Source organism: Nonomuraea sp. NPDC052265 (assembly GCF_044547985.1).
Taxonomy (GTDB): domain Bacteria; phylum Actinomycetota; class Actinomycetes; order Streptosporangiales; family Streptosporangiaceae; genus Nonomuraea.
Map to the genome: position 1 here is coordinate 829,046 of NZ_JBIUBJ010000002.1, position 19,688 is coordinate 848,733.

General features: G+C 73.7%; 14 protein-coding genes. 5 read left to right on the plus strand and 9 right to left on the minus strand.

The window, feature by feature from the left end; all coding sequences use genetic code 11:
• Positions 1-16 precede the first annotated feature (16 nt).
• Entirely contained in the window at positions 17-1,207 is a 1,191-nt protein-coding gene (locus ACIHAD_RS09015; protein WP_397353786.1) for a cytochrome P450, read from the plus strand.
• Positions 1,208-1,219: 12 nt separating this feature from the next.
• Here ACIHAD_RS09015 and ACIHAD_RS09020 read toward each other — a convergent pair whose 3' ends face one another.
• Genes ACIHAD_RS09020 through ACIHAD_RS09030 form a run of 3 tightly spaced genes read right to left on the minus strand, consistent with a single transcriptional unit; the run spans position 1,220 to position 3,442 of the window.
• Positions 1,220-2,077, minus strand: a complete 858-nt coding sequence (locus ACIHAD_RS09020) for an ABC transporter permease (RefSeq protein WP_397353787.1) — start codon at positions 2,075-2,077, stop codon at positions 1,220-1,222.
• Positions 2,074-3,030, minus strand: a complete 957-nt coding sequence (locus ACIHAD_RS09025) for an ABC transporter ATP-binding protein (protein ID WP_397353788.1) — start codon at positions 3,028-3,030, stop codon at positions 2,074-2,076. The genes ACIHAD_RS09020 and ACIHAD_RS09025 overlap by 4 nt, the downstream gene beginning before the upstream one ends.
• Positions 3,031-3,070: 40 nt before the next feature.
• Positions 3,071-3,442 carry a hypothetical protein gene (locus ACIHAD_RS09030; protein ID WP_352356831.1) on the minus strand — a complete coding sequence of 124 codons (372 nt, stop codon included), beginning with the start codon at positions 3,440-3,442 and terminating at the stop codon, positions 3,071-3,073.
• A gap of 305 nt (positions 3,443-3,747) precedes the next feature.
• On the opposite strand from ACIHAD_RS09030, the gene ACIHAD_RS09035 reads away from it, so the two are divergent.
• Genes ACIHAD_RS09035 through ACIHAD_RS09045 form a run of 3 tightly spaced genes read left to right on the plus strand, consistent with a single transcriptional unit; the run spans position 3,748 to position 6,034 of the window.
• Positions 3,748-5,004, plus strand: a complete 1,257-nt coding sequence (locus tag ACIHAD_RS09035; RefSeq protein WP_397353789.1) for a cytochrome P450 — start codon at positions 3,748-3,750, stop codon at positions 5,002-5,004.
• Entirely contained in the window at positions 5,001-5,852 is an 852-nt protein-coding gene (locus ACIHAD_RS09040) for a class I SAM-dependent methyltransferase (RefSeq protein WP_397353790.1), read from the plus strand. Before ACIHAD_RS09035 ends, ACIHAD_RS09040 begins: the two co-directional genes overlap by 4 nt.
• Positions 5,849-6,034 carry a hypothetical protein gene (locus tag ACIHAD_RS09045; protein WP_189646391.1) on the plus strand — a complete coding sequence of 62 codons (186 nt, stop codon included), beginning with the start codon at positions 5,849-5,851 and terminating at the stop codon, positions 6,032-6,034. The genes ACIHAD_RS09040 and ACIHAD_RS09045 overlap by 4 nt, the downstream gene beginning before the upstream one ends.
• A 24-nt stretch (positions 6,035-6,058) precedes the next feature.
• Here ACIHAD_RS09045 and ACIHAD_RS09050 read toward each other — a convergent pair whose 3' ends face one another.
• The 6 genes from ACIHAD_RS09050 to ACIHAD_RS09075 form a co-directional block, all read right to left on the minus strand.
• A complete protein-coding gene (locus tag ACIHAD_RS09050; RefSeq protein WP_397353791.1) occupies positions 6,059-6,403 on the minus strand; it encodes a YciI family protein in 345 nt (114 codons plus the stop codon).
• 173 nt (positions 6,404-6,576) lie between these two features.
• Positions 6,577-9,504: an NHLP bacteriocin export ABC transporter permease/ATPase subunit gene (locus ACIHAD_RS09055; protein WP_397353792.1), complete on the minus strand. Its 2,928-nt coding sequence runs from the start codon at positions 9,502-9,504 to the stop codon at positions 6,577-6,579.
• 4 nt (positions 9,505-9,508) lie between these two features.
• A complete protein-coding gene (locus ACIHAD_RS09060) occupies positions 9,509-11,830 on the minus strand; it encodes an NHLP family bacteriocin export ABC transporter peptidase/permease/ATPase subunit (RefSeq protein ID WP_397353793.1) in 2,322 nt (773 codons plus the stop codon).
• Positions 11,831-11,872: 42 nt separating this feature from the next.
• Complete coding sequence (locus ACIHAD_RS09065) at positions 11,873-12,685, minus strand: HlyD family efflux transporter periplasmic adaptor subunit (RefSeq protein ID WP_397353794.1); 813 nt, start codon at positions 12,683-12,685, stop codon at positions 11,873-11,875.
• Positions 12,686-12,739: 54 nt separating this feature from the next.
• Positions 12,740-14,128, minus strand: a complete 1,389-nt coding sequence (locus tag ACIHAD_RS09070; RefSeq protein ID WP_397353795.1) for a SagB family peptide dehydrogenase — start codon at positions 14,126-14,128, stop codon at positions 12,740-12,742.
• 39 nt (positions 14,129-14,167) lie between these two features.
• Positions 14,168-16,450, minus strand: coding sequence for a TOMM precursor leader peptide-binding protein (locus tag ACIHAD_RS09075; RefSeq protein WP_397353796.1), 2,283 nt, complete (start codon positions 16,448-16,450; stop codon positions 14,168-14,170).
• A gap of 285 nt (positions 16,451-16,735) precedes the next feature.
• Here ACIHAD_RS09075 and ACIHAD_RS09080 point away from each other — a divergent pair, with 285 nt between their 5' ends.
• A complete protein-coding gene (locus ACIHAD_RS09080; protein WP_397353797.1) occupies positions 16,736-19,603 on the plus strand; it encodes an ATP-binding protein in 2,868 nt (955 codons plus the stop codon).
• Positions 19,604-19,688 lie beyond the last annotated feature (85 nt).

The window sequence follows — 19,688 nt, forward strand, 5'->3', positions numbered from 1 at the left end:
ATCATGAGGAGACGCGATGACGGCACCCCGCACGCTGCCCGGCCACTTAGCGCACCCGTTCTCTCCTCGCGGGCGGCTCGACCCGTATCCGGCGTACCGCTGGCTGCGCGAGCACGACCCCGTGCACTTCGACGTCACCTCGCGCATGTGGCTGCTGACCTCGCACGCCGACTGCGCGCTCGCGCTGCGCGACCCGCGCTTCTCGGCCGCGCTCGGGCAGCGGGAGCGGGTCAGGGACGACGAGCTGCCGCCGTCGATGCTGACCACCGATCCCCCCGAGCACCAGCGCCTGCGCTCGCCCGGCGCCCTGCTGATGGGCCCGGCCGCCATCCGCGGCGTCGCGGGCGACATCGAGGCCGGGATCGGCGCGGTGCTCGACGGGCTAGCCGGCCGCGACGAGATCGAGGCGACCGCCGACCTCGGCGAGCCGCTGGCCACCGGCGTGCTGGCCAGGCTGTTCGGGCTGCCGGCCGCCGACGTGCCGGCCTTCGCCGAGCTGGCCGCCCGCGTGTCGGTCAACCTCGACCCGCTGGCCGGGCCCCAGGCCGCCGCGGCCGGGCGGGCCGCGATGGGCGAGCTCACCCGCTTCCTCGGCGAGCGCGCCGAGGCCGCCGCCGAGGCCGCCGCGAGCGGGCCGGGCGGCTCGCCCTTCGGTCGGCTGGCCGCCGACGACCGGCTGAGCAGGGCCGAGATGCTCGGCATCGCCGCGCTCACGGTCGTCGGCGGATGGAAGCCGCTGGCCGAGATGGTGGGCAACGCCCTCCACTGGCTGCTGCCGCGCGAGGAGGCCGCCGGCCTGATCAGGAACGGCGGCCGGGAGGTGGCCGAGTCGGCCGTCGACGAGCTGCTGCGGCTGGAGTCGCCGATCCCGTTCACCGCCAGGGTGACCACCGAGGCGGTCCCGCTGGACGGCGGCGTGATCCCGGCGGGGGCGAGGGTGCTGGCCCTGGTCGGGGCGGCCAACCGCGATCCGGCCGTGTTCGACCGGCCCGACGAGCTGCTGGTCACCCGTTCGCCCAACCCCCATCTGGCCTTCGGCGCGGGCACCCATGTCTGCCTGGGCGCGCCGCTGGTCAGGCAGGCCGGCGGGCTGCTGCTGAGCGGGCTGCTGGACCGGTATCCCGGGCTGCGCCGCACGGGGAAGCCGCCCGCGTGGGCCCCGGGCCTGGTGCCCAGGAGGCTGACCGGCTTCACCCTCGCCATCTGAGCCCCTCCCCGGCTAGCGGACGTTGGCGCCGCGCCAGCGGAAGGTCAGCAGGCTCAGTATCAGCGCCGCCACGCACCAGGCGCCCAGCACCGCGGCGGTCCTGCCCAGCTCCCAGGTGCCGGCGGGCTCCACCACCGCGAAGTCGGCCGGCAGGAACACCGAGCGCAGGCCCTGCGTCATCCACTTCAGCGGGAAGAACGCCGCCAGGCTCTGCATCCAGGCCGGCAGCTCGCTGTAGGGGAAGAACACCCCGGAGATGAACTGCAGCACCAGGAACGGCAGCGTGACGATCGCCGCGGCCGAGCGGGCGTTCGGGATGATCGCGCTGAAGGCCACCGCCAGCAGCGAGCAGGACGTCGCCCCGAGCAGCAGCACCCAGGCGAAGGTGAGCCAGTGGCCGGCGTCCGGCGGCATCGGCAGGCGGAACAGCGCGACGCCGACGCCCAGCAGGATCGCCGCCTCCAGCAGCCCGGTCACCACCACCCGGACGATCTTGCCGACGAAGTACGCCGTCTTCGGCATCGGCGAGGAGGCCAGGCGGCGGATCATGCCGTTGTCCCGCTCGATCGCGATGTTGATCGCCAGGCCGTTGAAGCTGACGCTCATGATGCCGCAGGCGATGATCCCGGCCACGAACATCTGCTTGAAGTCGGTGTGCGTGCCGGGGACCGTGCCGGAGAAGATCGAGCCGAGCACCAGCAGCAGCACGATCGGCAGCAGCAGCGTGAAGAACAGCGACTGGCGGTTGCGGAAGAACGACTTCAGCTCCACCGACGAACGGGCCGCCGACGCCCGCCAGAGCCCCGACCCGCCGCCCGCGGCGCGCACGGGACGGCCCTGCTCGGCCACGATCGCGTTCGAGCTGGTCATGACTGGGCCCCCTGGTTCTCGCGGATCAGCTTGAGGTAGACGTCCTCCAGCGTCGGCCGGTGGACGCGCAGGTCGGGCAGCTCGTCGGCGCCCGCGCGCGCGGCCCAGGGCAGCAGCGCGGCCAGGGCCCGCGTGGGCGTGTGGGTGAGCAGCGTGAGCGTGCCGCCGGGCACGCCGGGCGCGCAGGACGGGTCGAGCGCGGTGCCCGGAGGCAGGTCCGGCAGCTCGGCCGCGCTCAGCTCGGGGGTGAGGGTGAAGCTCACCGCGGCGGGCGTGTCGCGCCGGCCGCCCAGCTCGCTCACCGGCCCGGTCTCGACGATGCGCCCGGCCACGATCACGGCCGCGCGCTGCGCCAGCGCCTCCACCTCGTCGAGGTAGTGGGTGGTCAGCACGGTCGTCCTGCCCTGGTCGGCGAAGAAGCGGACCAGGTCCCACGCCTCCATCCGGGCCTCCGGGTCCAGCCCGGTGGTCGGCTCGTCCAGGAAGATCAGGTCGGGGTCGCCGACGACGCCGACGGCCACGTCCAGGCGGCGCATCTGGCCGCCCGAGAGCGTCTGGGCCTGCTTGCGCTCCTTCGCGCCGAGGCCCACCATGTCGATGACCTGCGCCGCGGGCAGCGGCGCGGGGTAGAAGGCGGCGAAGTGCTCGACGACCTCGCGGACGGTCAGGTCCGCGTAGGCGCCCGTCGTCTGCGGCACGATGCCGAGCCGCGCCCGCCACTGCGGGGCGTCCTCGGCCGGGTCGCGGCCGAGGACACGCACGTCGCCGCCCGAACGCCTGCGCACGCCTTCGAGGATCTCGACCGTGGTCGTCTTGCCCGCGCCGTTGGGGCCGAGTAAGGCGAACACCTCTCCGGGACGAACATCCAGGTCCACACCCTGCAGGATGAGACTGGGACCGTACTGCTTGCGCAGCCCCCGTACGTGGATGGGGTTCGCCTGGTCGTCGGACATGATCTCCTCTACCTCCTCTTGGCGTGCGTGGCTCCCGGCGTCAGGTGCAGCAGCAGCAGGGGCAGCAGCAGCAGTTGACGTCGCCGGCCGCGATCGAGTCGAGGTCGCCCTCGCTCAGCTCGGCCATGTCGATCTGCGGCGTCTCGGGGATGTGGAACTCGAACGTCCCCGTCTCCAGACCGCGCTCCCACAGCGAGACCTGCACGTCGAGGTTCGTGTCGTGGTGGCCGTCGGGCACGTTGCGCACGAGCGTGATCTGAGCACCGGCGGGAACCTCGAGGCCGGCCTCGGCCAGCGCCTCGCGCGGGTTGCTGTCGAGCTTCGCCGAGAATTCCTCGCTCGACCACGCGGTGATCAGGACTCGCGTGTAGGCGTTGACGAATTCGGTCCGCTCTCTGGGGTTCAGGGCCATTGCGTCCTCCTGGAGCTTTTCCCCTTCGGCGCGGTGCGCCGTCTCGGAACGGAGTCTTACACAGCCGAATTCGGAGTGCCTAGACTTAATTTCCGGGGCTCTGGATTAAGTATTGAGAGCCCTCTGCTTAAAAGGTACTCTGCAAATACGCCGACCGGAACAATACGAAGCGATATACGTATTCGATGGCCGGAAATGCGTATCGGAATATTCGTTTGCGTAAGCCATCGGGAGAACCCATGTCCGGGACGTACGTATCCCCCCGGGTGCCGCCGGGACCGGCCGGAACCCAGAGCCTGAGGGCCATGCGCGACGCGCCGCTGGAGTTCGTCACCGCCATGGCGGCCCTCGGCGACGTCACCCGCCACGACGCGGACGGCGAGCCGGTCTACATGCTCAACCGCCCCGACCTGGCCAGGCACGTGCTGAAGGAGAACGGCGCCGCCTACACCAAGGAGCGCACGCCGGACGACGACATGCTCCGCCCCCTGCTCGGCAACGGCCTGCTGACCAGCGACGGCGCCGAGTGGGCCGCCCAGCGCAAGATGTGCGCGCCCGCGTTCAGGCCCGCCGAGGTGGGCCGGTTCGACCGGGTCATCGTGGAGGCCGCCGAGCACCTGGTGACGCACTGGGACGGCGGCCGGCCCGTACGCGTCGACCACGACCTGACCTCGCTCACCCTCAGCGTGATCGTCAAGGCCATGCTGGGCACCGACATCGGCGTCGCGGGCGAGGGCTTCGGCCGCGCCGTGGACGCGGTCAACCGCTTCATCGGCCACTACGTACCCAGCGACGACCCCGACCCGGCCGACACGGCCGCGCGGCACGCCGGCTTCCTGCGGGCGCGGGCCTTCCTCGACCGGGTCACCAGGCTCATCATCGCCGCCCGCCGGGCCGGCGGCGCGGGCGACGACCTGCTCGGCGCGATGCTGGCCGAGGGGCACGCGATGTCCGACGCCGACCTGCGCGACCAGGTGCTGACCATCGTCATGGCCGGGCACGAGACCACCGCCAAGTCGCTGACCTGGACGCTCTACCTGCTCGACCGGCACCCGGAGGCGGCCCAGGCCGTGCACGCCGAGATCGACGAGGTGCTGGCCGGCCGGTCGCCCACCGCCGCCGACCTGCCCAGGCTGCGCCGCTGCCGGCAGGCCGTCCAGGAGGCCATGCGGCTCTACCCGCCGGTCTGGCTGATCTCGCGCCGCGGTACGGCCGACGACGTGCTGGACGGCTACGACGTACCGGCCGGGTCGCTGGTGTGCGTCAGCCCGTGGGTGCTGCACCGGGATCCGAGGTACTGGGAGCAGCCGGATGCGTACCGGCCGGAGAGGTTCGACCCCGACCGGGCCGCCCGGCTGCTCAGCCACCAGTACCTGCCCTTCGGCGGCGGCCCGCGCATCTGCGTCGGACGGCACTTCGCCCTGGCGGAGGCCACGCTCGTGCTCGCGGTGATCCTTCGCGGGCTGCGCATGCAGCTGGTGGAGGGATTCCCGGTCGAGCCCGAGGCGCTGGTCACGCTGCGGCCCCGGCACGGCCTGATGATGACCCCGAGGCCCCGGTGAGCGCGGCGCCGGCCGCCACCGGCTCCTACGACGCCGCCACCACCACGTGGGGCGGCGTCGCCGGCGAGCTGGCCCGGCTGGAGGCCCAGGCGGCGCTCTCCTTCGAGGAGGAGCTGCGCATCATGCGCGACCTCGGGCTGACCCGCGAGGGCCCGCTGCTGGAGCTGGGCGCCGGCTCGGGAGCGGTCACCCGCAGGCTGCGCGCCGCCGAGCCGGGGCTGCCCGTCATCGCGCTGGACGTGGACGCCTCCCTGCTGCGCAACGCGGGCGGCTGCGGCGCCCCGCTGGTCACCGCCGACGGCGCCCGGCTGCCGTTGCGTACCGGCAGCGTGGGCGGCGTACTGCTGCGGTACGTACTGCAGCACGTGGGCGATCCGGCGCCGATGCTGGCCGAGGCGCTGCGCGTGCTGCGTCCCGGCGGCCGGATCGTGGTCGTCGAGGTGGACAGCATGTTGTGGGGACTGGCCGACCCGATGTACCCCGAGCTGGCCTCCGTGCACGCCACGATGGCCCAGGCCCAGCGCGGCGCCGGAGGGGACCGGCAGATCGGCAGGAAGCTCACCCGGCTGCTGCGCGGCGGCGGGTTCGCCGACGTGGTGCTGCGCCCGTTCGCCACCACCAACGACACCCACCCCACCGCGGCCTTCGCCCCGCACCTGGGGCCCGAACGCCTGGCGCCGCTGGTCGCCTCGGGCGCGCTGCCCATGGCGGGGCTCGCCCTGGCCGCCGACCGCTGGCGGCGCTTCCTGGCCGACCCGGACGCCTGGGTCATGCTGCTCGGCTTCGTCGTCGCCGGGACCGCACCGTACGGACCGGCTCAGCACTCATCGGAAGGAAGCACGTCATGAGTCCGTTCTGGAAGATCTTCATCGCGATCTTCAGCTACATCAGCGCGATCGTCGGCCTCGGGCTGGCCGTCGTGAACGCCAGCGAGAAGCCGCCCGCGACCTCGCTGGCCATCGTGTACGGCGCCGCCGGCCTGCTGTTCCTGGCCGTGGGCGTCCTGCTCAGCCGCAGAGCCCGCTACTGAGGGCCTACCCGGGGGCCCGGCCCTTCAGGAGGCCGGGTCGCAGGGGCGCACCTCGACGATGTCACCGGGCGCGTAGGGCATCTTGCGCGCCCACGACTCGGCCTCCTCGGCCGACTGGACCTCGATGACCCAGATGCCGCCGATCTGCTCCCGCCCGACCGCGTACGGCCCGGCCACGGCGGGACCGTCGGGCCTGACCAGCTTGCCCTCCCCGGACCTGGTCAGCCCCGCGCCGTACTTGACCTTGACCCCCGCCATCGCCATCGCCCGGCCGAACTGGCGGTGGGCCTCGGCCATCCGCTCCCGCTCGCTCTCGCTGAAGGCGTCCCAGAGCATCTCGTCGCCGTGGATCAGCAGCACGAAGTCCATGAGTCGTCTACCTCCCTGTGGGTTCTGCCCCAAAGGCGTGGTGGGGCGCGGGCAGAGCCCCGGTTGGCACTATCGTGACATCCTTCCACGGTCGCGGCGCCGTAGCCCGGCCCGGTCGCCCGGCCCGGCCGGCAGGCGCCCGGCCCACTCCGGCGCCGCCTCCTCCCGTGCGCTCACATCTGCCGCCGCGCCAGCCGCGCGAACAGCCCCTGCTCCTCGGTGAGCAGCTCGTCGTAGGTCCCCTGCTGGACGATGCGGCCGCCGTCGAGCACCAGGATCTTGTCGGCGTCCCGGACGGTGGACAGCCGGTGGGCGATGACCACGCGGGTGGCGTTGAGCCGGCGGGTGCTCTCGGCGATGACGTTCTGGGCGGGGTTGTCCAGGGCGCTGGTCGCCTCGTCGAAGAAGACGATGCGGGGCCGCGAGACCAGCGCCCTGGCGATCATGATGCGCTGCCGCTGGCCGCCGGAGAGCGTGTTCGTGCCCTCCGACAGCACGGTGTGCATGCCCATCGGCATGGCCGTGATGTCGTCGGCGATGCCGGCCATCGCCGCCGCCTCCCAGGCGTCGTCGATGGTGTGGTTCGTGCTGCCGACGATGTTCTGCCGGATGTCGCCGGCCAGCAGGGCGCCGTTCTGCAGCACCACGCCGCACTGCCGGCGCACCGCGCCGAGGTCCAGCTCGCCCAGGTCCTGGCCGTCGTACAGGACCGAGCCGACGTCGGGCTGCTCGAAGCCGAGCAGCAGGCGCAGGATCGTGGACTTCCCGCTGCCGGTCGGGCCCACGATCGCGACGAACTCGCCGGGCTCGATCGACAGGTCGATGTCGGTGAGCACCGCGGGGCCGTCCTCGCCGTAGCGGAAGGAGACCCGCGACAGGCTGACGCGGCCCGACAGGTCGCCGGGGTCGGCCTTGCCCGCGTGGTCCTCCGGCTCGGCCTCCAGCACCGGGGCCAGCTTCTCCAGCATCGGCACGACGCCCATGGCGGTGATGGCCGCGCCGGTGAACTGCAGCACCGAGGCGATGAGCAGGTTGAACGCGGCGAAGAAGGCCAGGAACGCGCTGATCGGGAGCTGCCCGCGCAGCGGCCCGGCCGCCACGGCGAAGATCACGACCGAGCAGACCAGCGGGAACCCGGCGTTGAAGGTGGTGACCACGTTCTGCAGCCGCCGGGCGGCGGCCGAGGTGGTCCTGGTCGCCATGAAGTCGCGCGTCCACACGCCGAACGCCTGGTCCTCCGCGGCCGCCACGCGCAGCTTGGGCACCGCCGACAGGAGCTGGAACACCCGTGACGACAGCCGCTGCTCCTGCTCGTACAGGCGGCGTTGCAGGCGTACCTCGAAGAAGCCGGCGACCGCGCACACCAGCACGCCGGCCAGCACCAGCAGCGTCGCCAGCAGCGCCAGGCCGACGTCGTAGACGTACACCAGCGCCAGGTTGGCCAGCCCGCCGAACAGCCCGAGCGTCGCGGTGGTCATGACGCCCGACAACGTCTCCTGCGCCGCGCTCACGCCCAGCACGGTCGTGCCCAGCTCGCCGGTGGAGTAGCGGCCGAAGAAGGTGACGGGCAGCGACAGCAGCCGCGTCCACGCGCCCGCCTGCACCCGGGCCGACGATCGGCCCTCGATGCGCAGGGCCGCGACGTTCTGCACGATCGACAGCGCCCCCGCCACCAGCGCGCCGCCGATCACCAGCGCCGCGCCCTGCACGATGAGGTCGCGTTCGGCCCGCTGCACGAACGTCCCCAGCACCAGCCCGGTCATCGCGGGCACCAGCAGGCCGATGACCGCCACCAGCGTGCCCAGGGAGGCCAGCACCCAGAAGTCGCGGCCGTTGCGGGCCAGGCCGAAGCGCAGCAGCCCGGCCACGGTCCGAACCTCGCGCGGCAGCGGCTGGTACAGCACCTCGGCCTTGCCGGTCAGCGTGGCGGCCACCGCCTTGGTGACCGGCGTGACCCGGCTGTGGCCCGGCTGGGCGACCACGTATCGCGAGCCGATCGGCAGCAGGGCCACCGGCGTCCCGTCGTCGGCCCGGTAGCCCACCATGGGCCCGATGTCGCGTTTCCACCAGCCGTCGTCCAGCCGGACCGACCGGGTGCGCACCCCGGAGGCCAGCGCGACGGCCTGCAGCGGGTCGGACCCCCGGGCCTGGCCCGGCGGCGGCGCGGTCACGGTGAACCCGCCGTGCGAGGCCACGAGCCTGGCCGCGGCCAGCGCCGGCGGGTCGGCGGTGACGTCGGCCAGGCGCACCTTGGCCTCGGTGTCGCGGACCAGCGTGTCGAAGCCGCGGCGGGCCGCGCGCGTCGTGCCGGCCTCGCGCTCCTTGCGCCGCCGCAGCGCCTCCAGCTCCAGCGCCCGCCGCCGCTCGACCCGGCGGTCCACCGTGTACAGGAAGCGGATGGCGTGCTCGACCCAGCGGGCCCAGATCGTCTCGTCGGCCAGCAACTGCCAGGTCGAACGGGCGCGCAGCCGGGCGGGCGCGTCGGCGACCAGCCAGTCCCGCTCGGTCACGGCCAGCTCGGCGCCCGCGGTCAGCACGCCGGCCACGCCGTCGGGCATCTCGACCGCGCCCTGCTCGACGGTCATCCACCGCACGCCGTCCACCGACCGGGCGGCGCGGCCGGCCGGCAGCTCGGTCACCGCGTCGGGCAGCAGCGGCACGAACTCGCGCGGCGGCAGCGCGTCGCGCAGGGCGGTGGCCAGCGCGATCATCCCGCCCTCCAGCCCGCGGACGAACTGCCGGACGGCCAACCCGTACTCGGCGGTGGACATCGTGGCCGACCGGGTGGTGCCCGACAGCTCGCCCAGCCGGGCCAGGGGGACGCGCGAGACCCGCGTGCCGAGCACCGGACGGCCCACGATGCCGTGCCTGGGCCCCTTGGGCGAGCCCGGCAGCAGCGTGCCCTGCCGGACCCGGCACAGGTAGTGCCACCGGCCGACCGGACGGCCGCCGTCCAGGCGCACCGCGAACAGGTCGACCGCGCCCTCCTCCACCAGCAGCACCTCGCGCACGCCCGACAGCACGAACAGGTTCTCCGCCGAGTAGTCCACCGGCGTGGCGGCGTCGGTGAAGAACGGGGAGAAACCGGCCACTTTCAGCACTGCGTCATCCTCCGTCGCCGTTCTTGCGTGAGCTTCTGAGCAGCTCGGCGTAGTGACCGTCGAGCGCCAGCAGCTCGGCGTGCCTGCCGCGCTCGACCACCTCGCCGCGGTCGAGCACGATGATCTCGTCCGCGTCGCGCACCGTGGACAGCCGGTGCGCGATGATCAGACAGCCGCAGCCGCGCCTGCGCAGGTTGTCGGCGATGGTCCGTTCCGTCTCCGGGTCCAGGGCGCTGGTCGCCTCGTCCAGGATCAGCAGCGTGGGCTGGATCGACAGGGCCCGCGCCAGCTCCAGGCGCTGCCGCTGGCCGCCGCTGAGGTTCCTGCCGCCCTCCAGCACCCGGCTGTTGAGGCCGCCGGGCCGGGCCGCGATCAGGTCGAACAGCGCCGCGTCCCGCAGCGCCGAGACCGCCACCTCGTCGGGCACGTCGTCGCTCCACAACGTCAGGTTGTCGCGCACGGTGCCCTCGAACAGGGTGATGTCCTGGTCCACGTACGCGACCGAGGCGGCCACGACGGCCCGCGGCAGGTCGTCGCGGGGGCGGTCGTCCAGCAGCACCTGGCCGGAGGTCGGCACGTACAGGCCGGCGGCCAGCTTGCCCGCGGTCGACTTGCCGCTGCCGGAGTTGCCGACGATCGCCACCCGGCGGCCCGGCACCACGGTGAACGACAGGTTCCTGATGACGGGGGCGGCGAGCGCGTTGTAGCCGAAGGTCACGTCGGCGAACTCCAGCCGCCCGTCCAGGCGCCCGCTCGGGCCGGCCTGCTCCTCGGCCTGCGCGGGCCGCTCGAACGTCCGGGCCATCGGGTACTTCTCGACGTCGTACAGGCGGCAGATGTCGGCCGAGATGTCCTGCAACTGGCCGCCCAGGTTGGTGAGCTGGGTGACCGGCCTGGACAGCGCGTTCAGCAGCGTCTGGAAGGCCACCAGCATGCCGACGCTGATCACCCCGTCCACCACCCGCAGCCCGCCGATCAGCAGGATCAGCCCGCTGTTGACCCCGGCCAGCAGCGGCGGCACGACGGTCAGCGTGGCCGTGGCCACGCCCAGCCGCTGCTTGGCGGTGACCGCCTTGGCCAGGAACCCGGCCCAGCGCTGGAACGCCGTCGGCTCGGCCCCCGTCGCCTTGACCGTCTCCACGAGCTGCAGCGTGTTGAACGTGGTGGAGGTCAGGTTGCCCAGGTCGGCCCGCAACGCCGCCACCGCGTCCGTACGCGCCCGCGACACCTGGCGCAGCACCGCGATGTTCAGCAGCGCCATCGACACCCCGACGAGCCCGAGCAGCAGGTCGTAGCGGATGAGCACGGCCGCGTAGAACAGCACCAGGACGAGGTTGACCAGCGTGACGGCCAGGTCGCGGGACAGGATCTCGGCCACGCCGTCGTTGGCCTGGACCCGCTTGGCCACCTCGGCCGGACGGCGCTGGAGGAAGAACTCCACCGGCAGCCGCAGCAGATGGCGGAAGAACCGGGCCGAACTGACCAGGCCGAGCCGGATCTCCAGCCGCAGCAGGTAGTGCCGCTGCACCGAGGTCAGCACGAACACCACGACCGCGGTGACCCCCATCGCGAACAGCAGCGGCACCAGGTAGCCGGGGTCGCGCCCGGTCAGGATCCGGTCGATGAACACCCGGCTGAACGCGGGCCCGATGATGCCCGGCACCACCAGCAGCAGGCTGGCCAGCAGCACCAGGGGGAGCGCCCGGCCCGACGGCATGCGCCGCGCCAGCAGGGCCTGCCCGACCCGGGTGGGCCGGCCGCCGGGCCGGAAGTCCGGGCCCGGCTCGAACGTCAGCACCACGCCGGTGAAGCCGGAGTCGAAGTCGTCCCAGTCGATCATCCGGGGGCCGCCCGCCGGGTCGTTGACCGCGACGGCCTTCCTGCCGAACCGGCTGCGCACCCCCTCCAGGACCATGAAGTGCTGGAACGCCCAGAACACGATGGCCGGCTCGGTCAGCGAGCGCAGGTCGTCGGCCTCCATCTGGAAGCCCCTGGCGATCAACCCGTAGCGGCGGGCGGCGGCCACCACGCTGGAGGCCTTGGCGCCGTCGCGGGAGACGCCGCAGGCCGAGCGGAGCTCCTCCAGCGGCACGAACTTGCCGTGGTAGCCGAGGATCATCGCCAGCGAGGCGGCCCCGCACTCCACGGCCTCCATCTGGATCACCGTCGGCGTGCGCCGCCGCCATCTCCACCGCCGCCGCCGTACGGGGGCCGCCGGTGGGACGGGCGCGGCGGCCCGCCCGGGGGCCTGGTCCACATGCCCCTGCTCGGGGACGCCGGTGGTGGTCACACGTCCCTCCCGGAGGCGCTGGTCGTGGTCACGCATCCCTCCTTCGGCCAGGGAGCGGGGGCGGTCACGCGGCTCACCTCAGCGCCCGAGCAGCAGGTCGAACAGCGTCTGGCTGCCCAGCCCGATCGCGCCGCTGACGGAGACCTGCGACTGCAGGCCCACCGGCGGCCCCTTCCTGGTCGACCAGGCGTAGCCGGACGGCGTGGCCGGATCGCGCACCAGGTCCACGATCACCAGCCTGGACGGCGTGTTCCGCAGGTAGCCGCGCGCCGGGTCCTCGCCGCCCACCAGGTCGGCGGCCTGCTCGGTCATCACGGGATAGTCGCTGACCGACTCGACCCGGCCGCGCAGCAGCCCGTACGCGCCGGGCGGCGCCGAGGAGACCGACAGATCGACCGGCTTGCCCGGCACCACGCCCATTGCCCGGTCGACCGGCACGAACAACATCGCCACCAGCCGGTCGCCCGGCGCGTCCGTACGCTCGATGAGCAGCAGCTCCTCGCCCTCCCTGACCACGTGGCCGGGCACGGCGGAGCCGGCGACCACCCGCCCGGTGAACGGGCTGCGCACCACCTGGTCCGACCCGCCGTCGGCGGCGATGACCGCCACCGCCTGGCCCTCCCGCACCGCCTCGGCCGGCTGGACGAGCATCGAGCGCACCGTCCCGCCGTACGGGCTCTGCAGCCGCGCCGTGCCGCCCGGATGGGTGAGCAGCCCCACGGCGGGCACCGTGACCGGCAGCCTCCCGGCGAAGAACCACACCCCTGCGGCCACCACGATGATCAGCACCACGAACGTGGCGATCCACCCGCGCGGCGAGGCCAGCAGCGTCGGCGAGTCGAGCTCGTCGGGCTCCCGCATGCGCTGCAACGCCTTGAACCGGAACTTCATCGCGCCGTCCCCTGGAAGCGGCCGTCAGGCCGCCGTCGTGCCGTCATGTGCCCATCACCGCCGGCTGCCGACGATCAGCTCGCCGACGCTGCCCTCGGTCAGGTAGTCGAGGCCGCTGGCGCGCGCGAAGTCGGCGGCGTCCCCGCCGCCCAGCGCGCACACGGCCAGGTCCATGGCCGTACCGGCCAGGTAGAGCGTCTGGTACAACACGCCCACGTGCTTGAGGACCAGCGAATAGCCGATCGTCTCGTACTTCCACATCACCCGGCCGAAGCGGGCGGTGACCGTCAGCACCACCTGCGGGTCGCCGGTGAGCTGGGCCGCCGACTTCGCCCGCTCGGCCAGCGCCCGCACGGCGGGCGTGGGCGGCGAGACCAGCTCCAGGGCGTGGCCGGCGGTGTCGTAGTGCCACAGTCCCGGCTCGGCGCCCTGGCAGGACACGATCAGGGGATAGACCTCCAGCTCGTGGACCGAGCCGCCGGAGGGGTAGGGCCGGTCGGCCAGCTCCTGCCCGTCGGGCGAGGTGAACACGGCCCGCCGCCGCATCGACCGGTAGAGCAGCTCGCCGAGCTGGGCCAGCGTGAGGGGCGCGTCCTGGTCGTGCTCGCGCAGGGAGCGGCGGCGTTCCAGCGTGTCGGTCAGGCTGGGGTCGGTCTTGGCCAGCAGCTCCAGGTCCGGGCGGGGCAGTTCGATCCGCTCGCCGGTGAACGGCGGGGGATCGGCGGGCACCGGGTCGAAGCGGGAGGTGAAGGCGTACGTGCCGCCGTAGCGGCCGGTGTAGCGGGGGCCGCGGCTGTGGGCGTGCAGCCACAGGTCGCGCGGATGCCACTGGGCCTTCGCCAGGTCGTCGTCCTCGGGGCCGGTGGCGAGCACGCCCGCCGCCGCGAGGAACCGCAGCGCCTGCCCCCAGCCCTGCCCCTGCCCCTGGCTCTGGTCCTGGGCCGGAGCTCGGGCCCGGCCGTCGGCCGCCAGTTCCGCCGGGGTGGTCCAGGACGCCAGCGCGCCCAGCAGCCCGCAGGCGGCGGGCGACAGCTCCACCACCGCCGGGCTGCGCGGGGAGCGCACGGTCAGCACGCCGTCCCCGGCGGTCACGACGGCGAAGCGCGACAGCCTGATCGGCGTGTCCGCCGGCGGCGTGGGTGCGGGCTCCACGCCGCCGGCGCCGACCGGGCGCAGCCGGGCCCCGGCCGCGGCGTACTCCAGCAGGCCCGCCCTGGCCAGGCGGCGTACCAGCAGGTTCCAGCGCAGCAGCCCGGCCTCGCCCACGGTCGCCGCCAGGGCGGTCTCGCCCGCGTCGCCGCCGGCCAGGACCCGCAGGGCTGCCGCGATCCCGGCGTCGAGCCCGCGCAGGCCGAGCGAGCCGGCCGGCGCGGAGATCCGCACCTCGCCGTCCGCCTCGGTCAGCTCCGCGTCCCGCCGCAGCCGCAGCTTGGTCTCGTCCATGGCCCGCTCCTCTCCGTCACCCAGGGGCCCGCGAACCGGTCAGAAGAAGACGCTGGTCGGGTTGAGGTCGTCCTCGGCCACGGGCTCGGGGACCCAGCCGAGCGAGACCGGCACGTCGTACAGCCGGCCCGGGCCGAGCCGCCGCCAGAAGTGCCGCATGCCGGGCGCGATCACCCTGACCACGCTGAGTTCCAGGTCGGGGCGGCTCTGGTCGAGCGCGATGACCTCGACCCCGGCCGCGGCGGCCCTGGCCACGCACGTCTGCACGTCACCGGCCAGGTCGCCGCCGTCCGAGCGGGCGTAGTCGGCCAGGGTGCGGGGACGCGCGGCGGGGTCGGGCACCAGCCACTGCTGCTCGGCCAGCCTGGTCTCCTTCCACCAGGCCAGCGTGGCGACGTCGTCGTCCAGGTAGAGCGTCTCGCCCCGCTCGTCGCGCCGCTCCACCGAGGGCAGGAACTGGTTGACCTCGGTCAGCGTCCTGATGGCGGCGATCCGCGGGTCGAGGTGCGCGCCGAACCCGACGATGACGTCCTCCACCGGGTGCCCCAGGCGGTGCGAGACCCCCACGAACGCCGGGATGCCGAGGTCGGTCGTGATGTCGAGCAGCCACAGGTCGCGGTCCATGCCGCGGTAGAACTCGCGCACGGTGTCGACGTACGGGTCGCGCAGCGAGTCCAGGTCGAAGGCCGGCCGCCGGGCCCGGTTGTACCACCACAGGGCCACCGCGTCCCGTTCGACCAGCTCGCAGAAGCCCTGGAGGACGGCCTCCTCGATCGAGTTGCCCGAGGCGTTGCCGTTGGAGTCGCCCACGCAGTAGAAGTGGCGTTCCAGGTCGGGGTGGCCGTACCAGGCGTAGCCGGAGGGCACCAGCCGCTCCCGCTCCTCGGTCAGCGACCAGGCGGGCGACCAGTCGATCGGCAGGTCCGTACGGAACCGCTCGGGCACCAGGTGCAGCCGGTGCGCCGGGTCCTTGTTCCACTCCTCGCGCCCGGCGTACTGGGCCTCGGAGAAGTGCAGCAGCGACTCCGGATGGACGGCCACCGCCGGGTCGAGGTCGGCGTAGGCGGCCTCGGTGACCGGCTCCTCGCCGCGCCACACGCCCGAGTAGCGTTCGATGGCCTCGCACAGCGCGCTCACCCTGGCCTGCACCTCGGTACGGCCCTTGCCGCCGCTCTGCCCGCGCAGGTTGCGCCGCAGCAGGTCCATGTTGTCGCCGATCATGGCGAAGTTGTGGCCGGCGGTGAAGCTGTAGGTGACGCCGTTGTCCTGGTCGGCGAAGGTGTGCAGCCGGGTGACCGCCCCGATCAGCGGGCTGATGTGCTTCTCCAGCCGGGCGTACGTACGCGCGGGCGGCTCGATGCGGTAACCGCCGTCGGTGACGTGCCGGGCGCTGCGCGCCGACAGCGCGACCTTGGGGCTGCGCTCGCTGATCAGCGTCGGGTCGCCGCAGGCCGGGCACTGCGGCAGCCGGACCAGGGTGTGCTCCATGACGCCGAGCGTGCGCAGGTCGACGGTGGTCATCCGGCCCTCCAGCCGCGAGGAGTCCGCCCCCGCGGCGATCCGCGCCAGCTCCACGGCCAGCAGCCCGCCCGCCACGGCCGGACCGGCGGGCGCCGACTCCCGCGCCGGGTGGTACGGCACGCCGCCGCCGCGCTTGCCCGCCAGGTACCGCTCGACCTGCCGGTTCCCAGTCAGCCGCTGCGCCAGGCAGGCCCAGCACCCGGTGCGTCCGGGCTGGAGCACCGGGCCGACCCAGAGCGTGATCCCGGCCGGTTTCACCAGCGCCCACGGGTGCCCGGCGGCCAGATAGGCGGCGTTGAGCCGGCCGAGCGCCGGATCGAGGTAGTCGCCGGCCACCACGACCGCCATCGTCCCCTCGGGCCCGGCGGCCTCCTCCGCCGCGCTCCTCGTACGTATACGCAACCCGTGCTCGCGCAGGACCGGGACCACCGGCGCGGCGTCGGCCCCCTCGCAGGCCACGACGGTGAATTCGGCGCGGGAGAGCGCGTCGTGCGCGTGCACCGGGTCGATTCCCTGCGCGTCCCAGAATGCCAGCGTGCTGTCCGGCCAATCGGGGCGGCCATTGGCTAGATGGCCGAATGCGGCGAATTTACGAATGGCGATGAGCGTCTGCGGGAGCGGCACTTCGTCGCTCAGCGCGCTCGCGATCTCGGCTACGGTACGCCGTCCGTCCAGGTAGGGAAGGAGTTTCCCGGCCCCCGCCGACTGGACGAGGTAATGCTGACCCTCGGCCAGGAGAAACACCTTCGACCCGTCGATCACCTGCGGAGTGAAGTGCGCCTTGAGACGTGGGCGGTCCATGACCCTCCCCGTATCGGGTCCATATTGGTTGATCGCAGAGTCGCACCGGGCGTGATCCGCTGTAAAGACGTAATTCCGGCGTACGCATTTCAGCGGTACGGAGGGCGAAAATACGTATTGGTCCGTCGGGAATGCGCATGCGGCCCGGTGTGGGCTTGCTGTTGAACCAGGCGCCAATAGTCCGGATTAGTCGGATTTGGGTGCCCAGGTATTGACAGCCCGCCCGCCCCAGGCGGCATGATCCTGGTGGACAGTTTCAGGGGGGCCGAACTGTGGGGAGTGGCGATGTCTTCGGGACAGCCGCTGCTACACCGTGACGTCGAGACCGCAGCGATGCGGGAGGCACTGTCGAGGGTCCGTTCCGGCGGCCCCTCCGTCCTCCTGATCCAGGGGTCTCGGGGCATGGGCAAGACCACCTTGCTCAACGCCGCCCTGGCGGCCAGGGGCGAGGCGGGGGCGCTGCTGCTCATGGCGCGGGGCCACCCCACCGAGCGCGACCACCCGTTCGGCGTGGTCCGCCAGCTCTTCGAACCGCTCATGACCGCCGGCCGCGCGCCGCCCCCCGGCGGGAGCGCCGTCGTCGGTCCCGACCTGCGCGGCGGGCTCGACCGAGGCCATCCCGTCACCCCCGACCTGCTGCACGGCCTCTACCGGGCCACCCGCTCCTTCACCGGCGACCGGCCGCTGATCATCGCCGTCGACGACGTGCACCACACCGACCCGCAGTCCTCCCAGTGGTGCTCCTACATCGCCCGGCGGCTCGACGGCCTGCCCATCGCGATGATCCTCACCACCGCCGACACCGCAGCCGACACCGGCGGCCCCGACGACCTGGCCAGGGACCTGGCCGCGCTGCCGTACACGCGGCTGCTGCGTCCCGCGCCCCTGTGCGCCGAGTGCGCGGGACGGCTCATGGAGTCCGTGCTCGGCGTCGAGGAGGAGATCGGCGAGGAGGTCGCCGCCGCCTGCCACCGGCTCACCCAGGGCAACCCGCTGCTGCTGCGGGAGCTGGCCGGGCGGCTGGCCAGGTCCGGCGTGCGCCCGGTGACCGCCGAGCTGCCCCGGGTGCTGGAGATCGGCGCGCTGGCGCTGACCGAGACCGCCCTCGGCTGGCTGTCCGGCAGCGGGTCCGGCGTGGACGCCGCGGGCGTCGACCTGCTGCGCAGCCTGGCCATCGTCGCGCCCGAGGACGGCATGGAGGTCGCCTCCATGATCGCCGGGCACGGCCAGGACACCGCCAGGGCGGCGGGGGAGACGCTGCGCCGCGCCGGGCTGGTCACCGGCACGCCGCCCGACCGCTTCGCCCACCCGCGCGTCCAGCAGGCCGTGCTGGCCGGGATGGACCCGGGCGAGCGCGACCGGCTGCACCGCCGTACCGCGTCGCTGCTGTACCGGCTCGGCGCGCCGCTGAGACGCTCGGCCCGCCACCTGATGTCGGCCGGCCCGACCGGCGACCCGCTCACGGTCACCGTGCTGCGCGAGGCCGCGGGCGAGGCCGCCGCCAAGCACTCGTGGGCGGACGCGACCGGCTACCTGCACCGCGCGCTGGCCGAGACCGACGACCCGGCCACCGTGCTGGAGGTCACCGCCGAGCTCGGCGCCGTGGAGAAGCACCGCGACCTGCCCGCCTGCCTGCGTCACCTGCGCACCGTCTACGGCCGGGTCAGGATGGCCCCGCACGCCCTGATGTCGCTGGCGCCGTTCGCCGACATCCTGGTCACCGCGAACTCCGCCGAGGCCGCCGAGGTCTTCGCCGGCGCGGCCGAGGCCGCCGCTGCCGCCCCGCAGTCCGGCGGCGCGGACCTGCTGCTGGTGTTCGCCGCCCAGGCGCTGCTGTGGGGCCGTTCGGCCGGACGGCTCGGCCTGCGCCGGCTGGGACGCTCCCTCGGCACGCTGGTCAGCCCGGCGGCCAGGGAGTTCGTCAGCGTGCTCGCCCTGGCCACCGGCGCGCGGGGACGCAGCCTGCCGCGCATGCTCGCCCAGACCCGCCGCTGCCTCGACGGCCAGGGCCCGGTGCCGGTGGCCGCCGTGCTGCCGCTGGTGTGGGGCGACCGCCTCGACGAGGCCTCCTACTGGGCCGAACGGCTGGTCAGCGAGACCCAGGACGCCGGCTCCGGCACCGGCCTGGCGCTGGCGCTGCTGACCAGGGCCGAGGTGCGCTACCAGCTCGGCAGCCTGGAGGCCGGGCTGGCCGACGCCGAGGCCGCCGTCGCCAGCTCGCGCGAGTGCCAGGCCGAGGGCTTCCACGTGGCCGCCGCCGCCTGCGCCGCCCGGGTGCTGGTGGAGTACGGCGACCTGGAGGCCGCGGAGTCGGCGCTGAAGTCCGTGGCCCCGTACGGCGACTGGCACCCGATGATCTCCGGGCAGGCCCTCGACGCGCTGGGACGTCTCCGGCTCGCCCAGGGCCGCCCGCGCGACGGCCTGCTCACCCTGCTGGAGTGCGGCCGCCGCCTGACCGCCGCCGGCATCACGAACCCGGCCTGCGTGCCCTGGGGGACGAACTCGATCCTGGCCTACGTCCTGTCGGGGGAGCGCTCGGCGGCCCGCATGGTGGCCGAACGGGAACTGGAGCTGGCCCGCGCCTGGGGAGCTCCCACCGTCGTCGCCCGCGCTCTCAGCGCGGGCAGCGTCGCCCACGAGGGCCGGGTCCGGCTCGACATGCTGCACGAGGCCGTCGCCCTGCTGGGCAACCGGGGCGCCCGGCTCGAACACGCCAGGGCCCTGCTGCGCCTGGGCATCGCCCAGCGCCAGGCGGGCGACGACGGCAAGGCCCACGAGACGCTGGCCCTGGCGCTGCGGCTGGCCGCCGACTGCGGCGCGGCCCGCCTGGCCGCCCTGGCCGACAAGCACCGCGCCGCCACCGCCCCGGCGCGCGCCGCCACGCTCACCCCCGGCCAGGACGACCACGTGCTGACCGTCGGCGAACGCCGGGTCACCGACCTGGTGCTGCGCGGGATGAGCAACCTGGAGGTGGCCACGACGCTGTCCATCAGCAAGCGCACCGTGGACACCCATCTGGCCCGCATCTACCGCAAGCTCGGCATCCACACCCGCGCCGAACTCGCCGTCATCCTCACCGGCCTGTCCGACGACGACCGCCCCGACACACCCTCCAGCGAGCCGGTATCGACCGGCCCCCACGAATACCTGTAACGGCGGGGGCGTGCAGCGTATGGAGGCAGATCTCTGCCGCCGCGCCGGCCCAGTCCATGACGCGCCTGATGTCCGGCTGTGCTCG

Excerpts from the sequence above, each read along its gene's own strand:
- ACIHAD_RS09065 (WP_397353794.1), bottom strand. The coding sequence starts at position 12,685 with ATGAAGTTCCGGTTCAAGGCGTTGCAGCGCATGCGGGAGCCCGACGAG.
- ACIHAD_RS09015 (WP_397353786.1), top strand. The coding sequence starts at position 17 with ATGACGGCACCCCGCACGCTGCCCGGCCACTTAGCGCACCCGTTCTCT.
- ACIHAD_RS09080 (WP_397353797.1), top strand. The coding sequence starts at position 16,736 with ATGTCTTCGGGACAGCCGCTGCTACACCGTGACGTCGAGACCGCAGCG.
- ACIHAD_RS09070 (WP_397353795.1), bottom strand. The coding sequence starts at position 14,128 with ATGGACGAGACCAAGCTGCGGCTGCGGCGGGACGCGGAGCTGACCGAG.
- ACIHAD_RS09060 (WP_397353793.1), bottom strand. The coding sequence starts at position 11,830 with ATGCGTGACCACGACCAGCGCCTCCGGGAGGGACGTGTGACCACCACC.
- ACIHAD_RS09020 (WP_397353787.1), bottom strand. The coding sequence starts at position 2,077 with ATGACCAGCTCGAACGCGATCGTGGCCGAGCAGGGCCGTCCCGTGCGC.
- ACIHAD_RS09075 (WP_397353796.1), bottom strand. The coding sequence starts at position 16,450 with ATGGACCGCCCACGTCTCAAGGCGCACTTCACTCCGCAGGTGATCGAC.
- ACIHAD_RS09035 (WP_397353789.1), top strand. The coding sequence starts at position 3,748 with ATGCGCGACGCGCCGCTGGAGTTCGTCACCGCCATGGCGGCCCTCGGC.
- ACIHAD_RS09050 (WP_397353791.1), bottom strand. The coding sequence starts at position 6,403 with ATGGACTTCGTGCTGCTGATCCACGGCGACGAGATGCTCTGGGACGCC.
- ACIHAD_RS09025 (WP_397353788.1), bottom strand. The coding sequence starts at position 3,030 with ATGTCCGACGACCAGGCGAACCCCATCCACGTACGGGGGCTGCGCAAG.
- ACIHAD_RS09030 (WP_352356831.1), bottom strand. The coding sequence starts at position 3,442 with ATGGCCCTGAACCCCAGAGAGCGGACCGAATTCGTCAACGCCTACACG.
- ACIHAD_RS09045 (WP_189646391.1), top strand. The coding sequence starts at position 5,849 with ATGAGTCCGTTCTGGAAGATCTTCATCGCGATCTTCAGCTACATCAGC.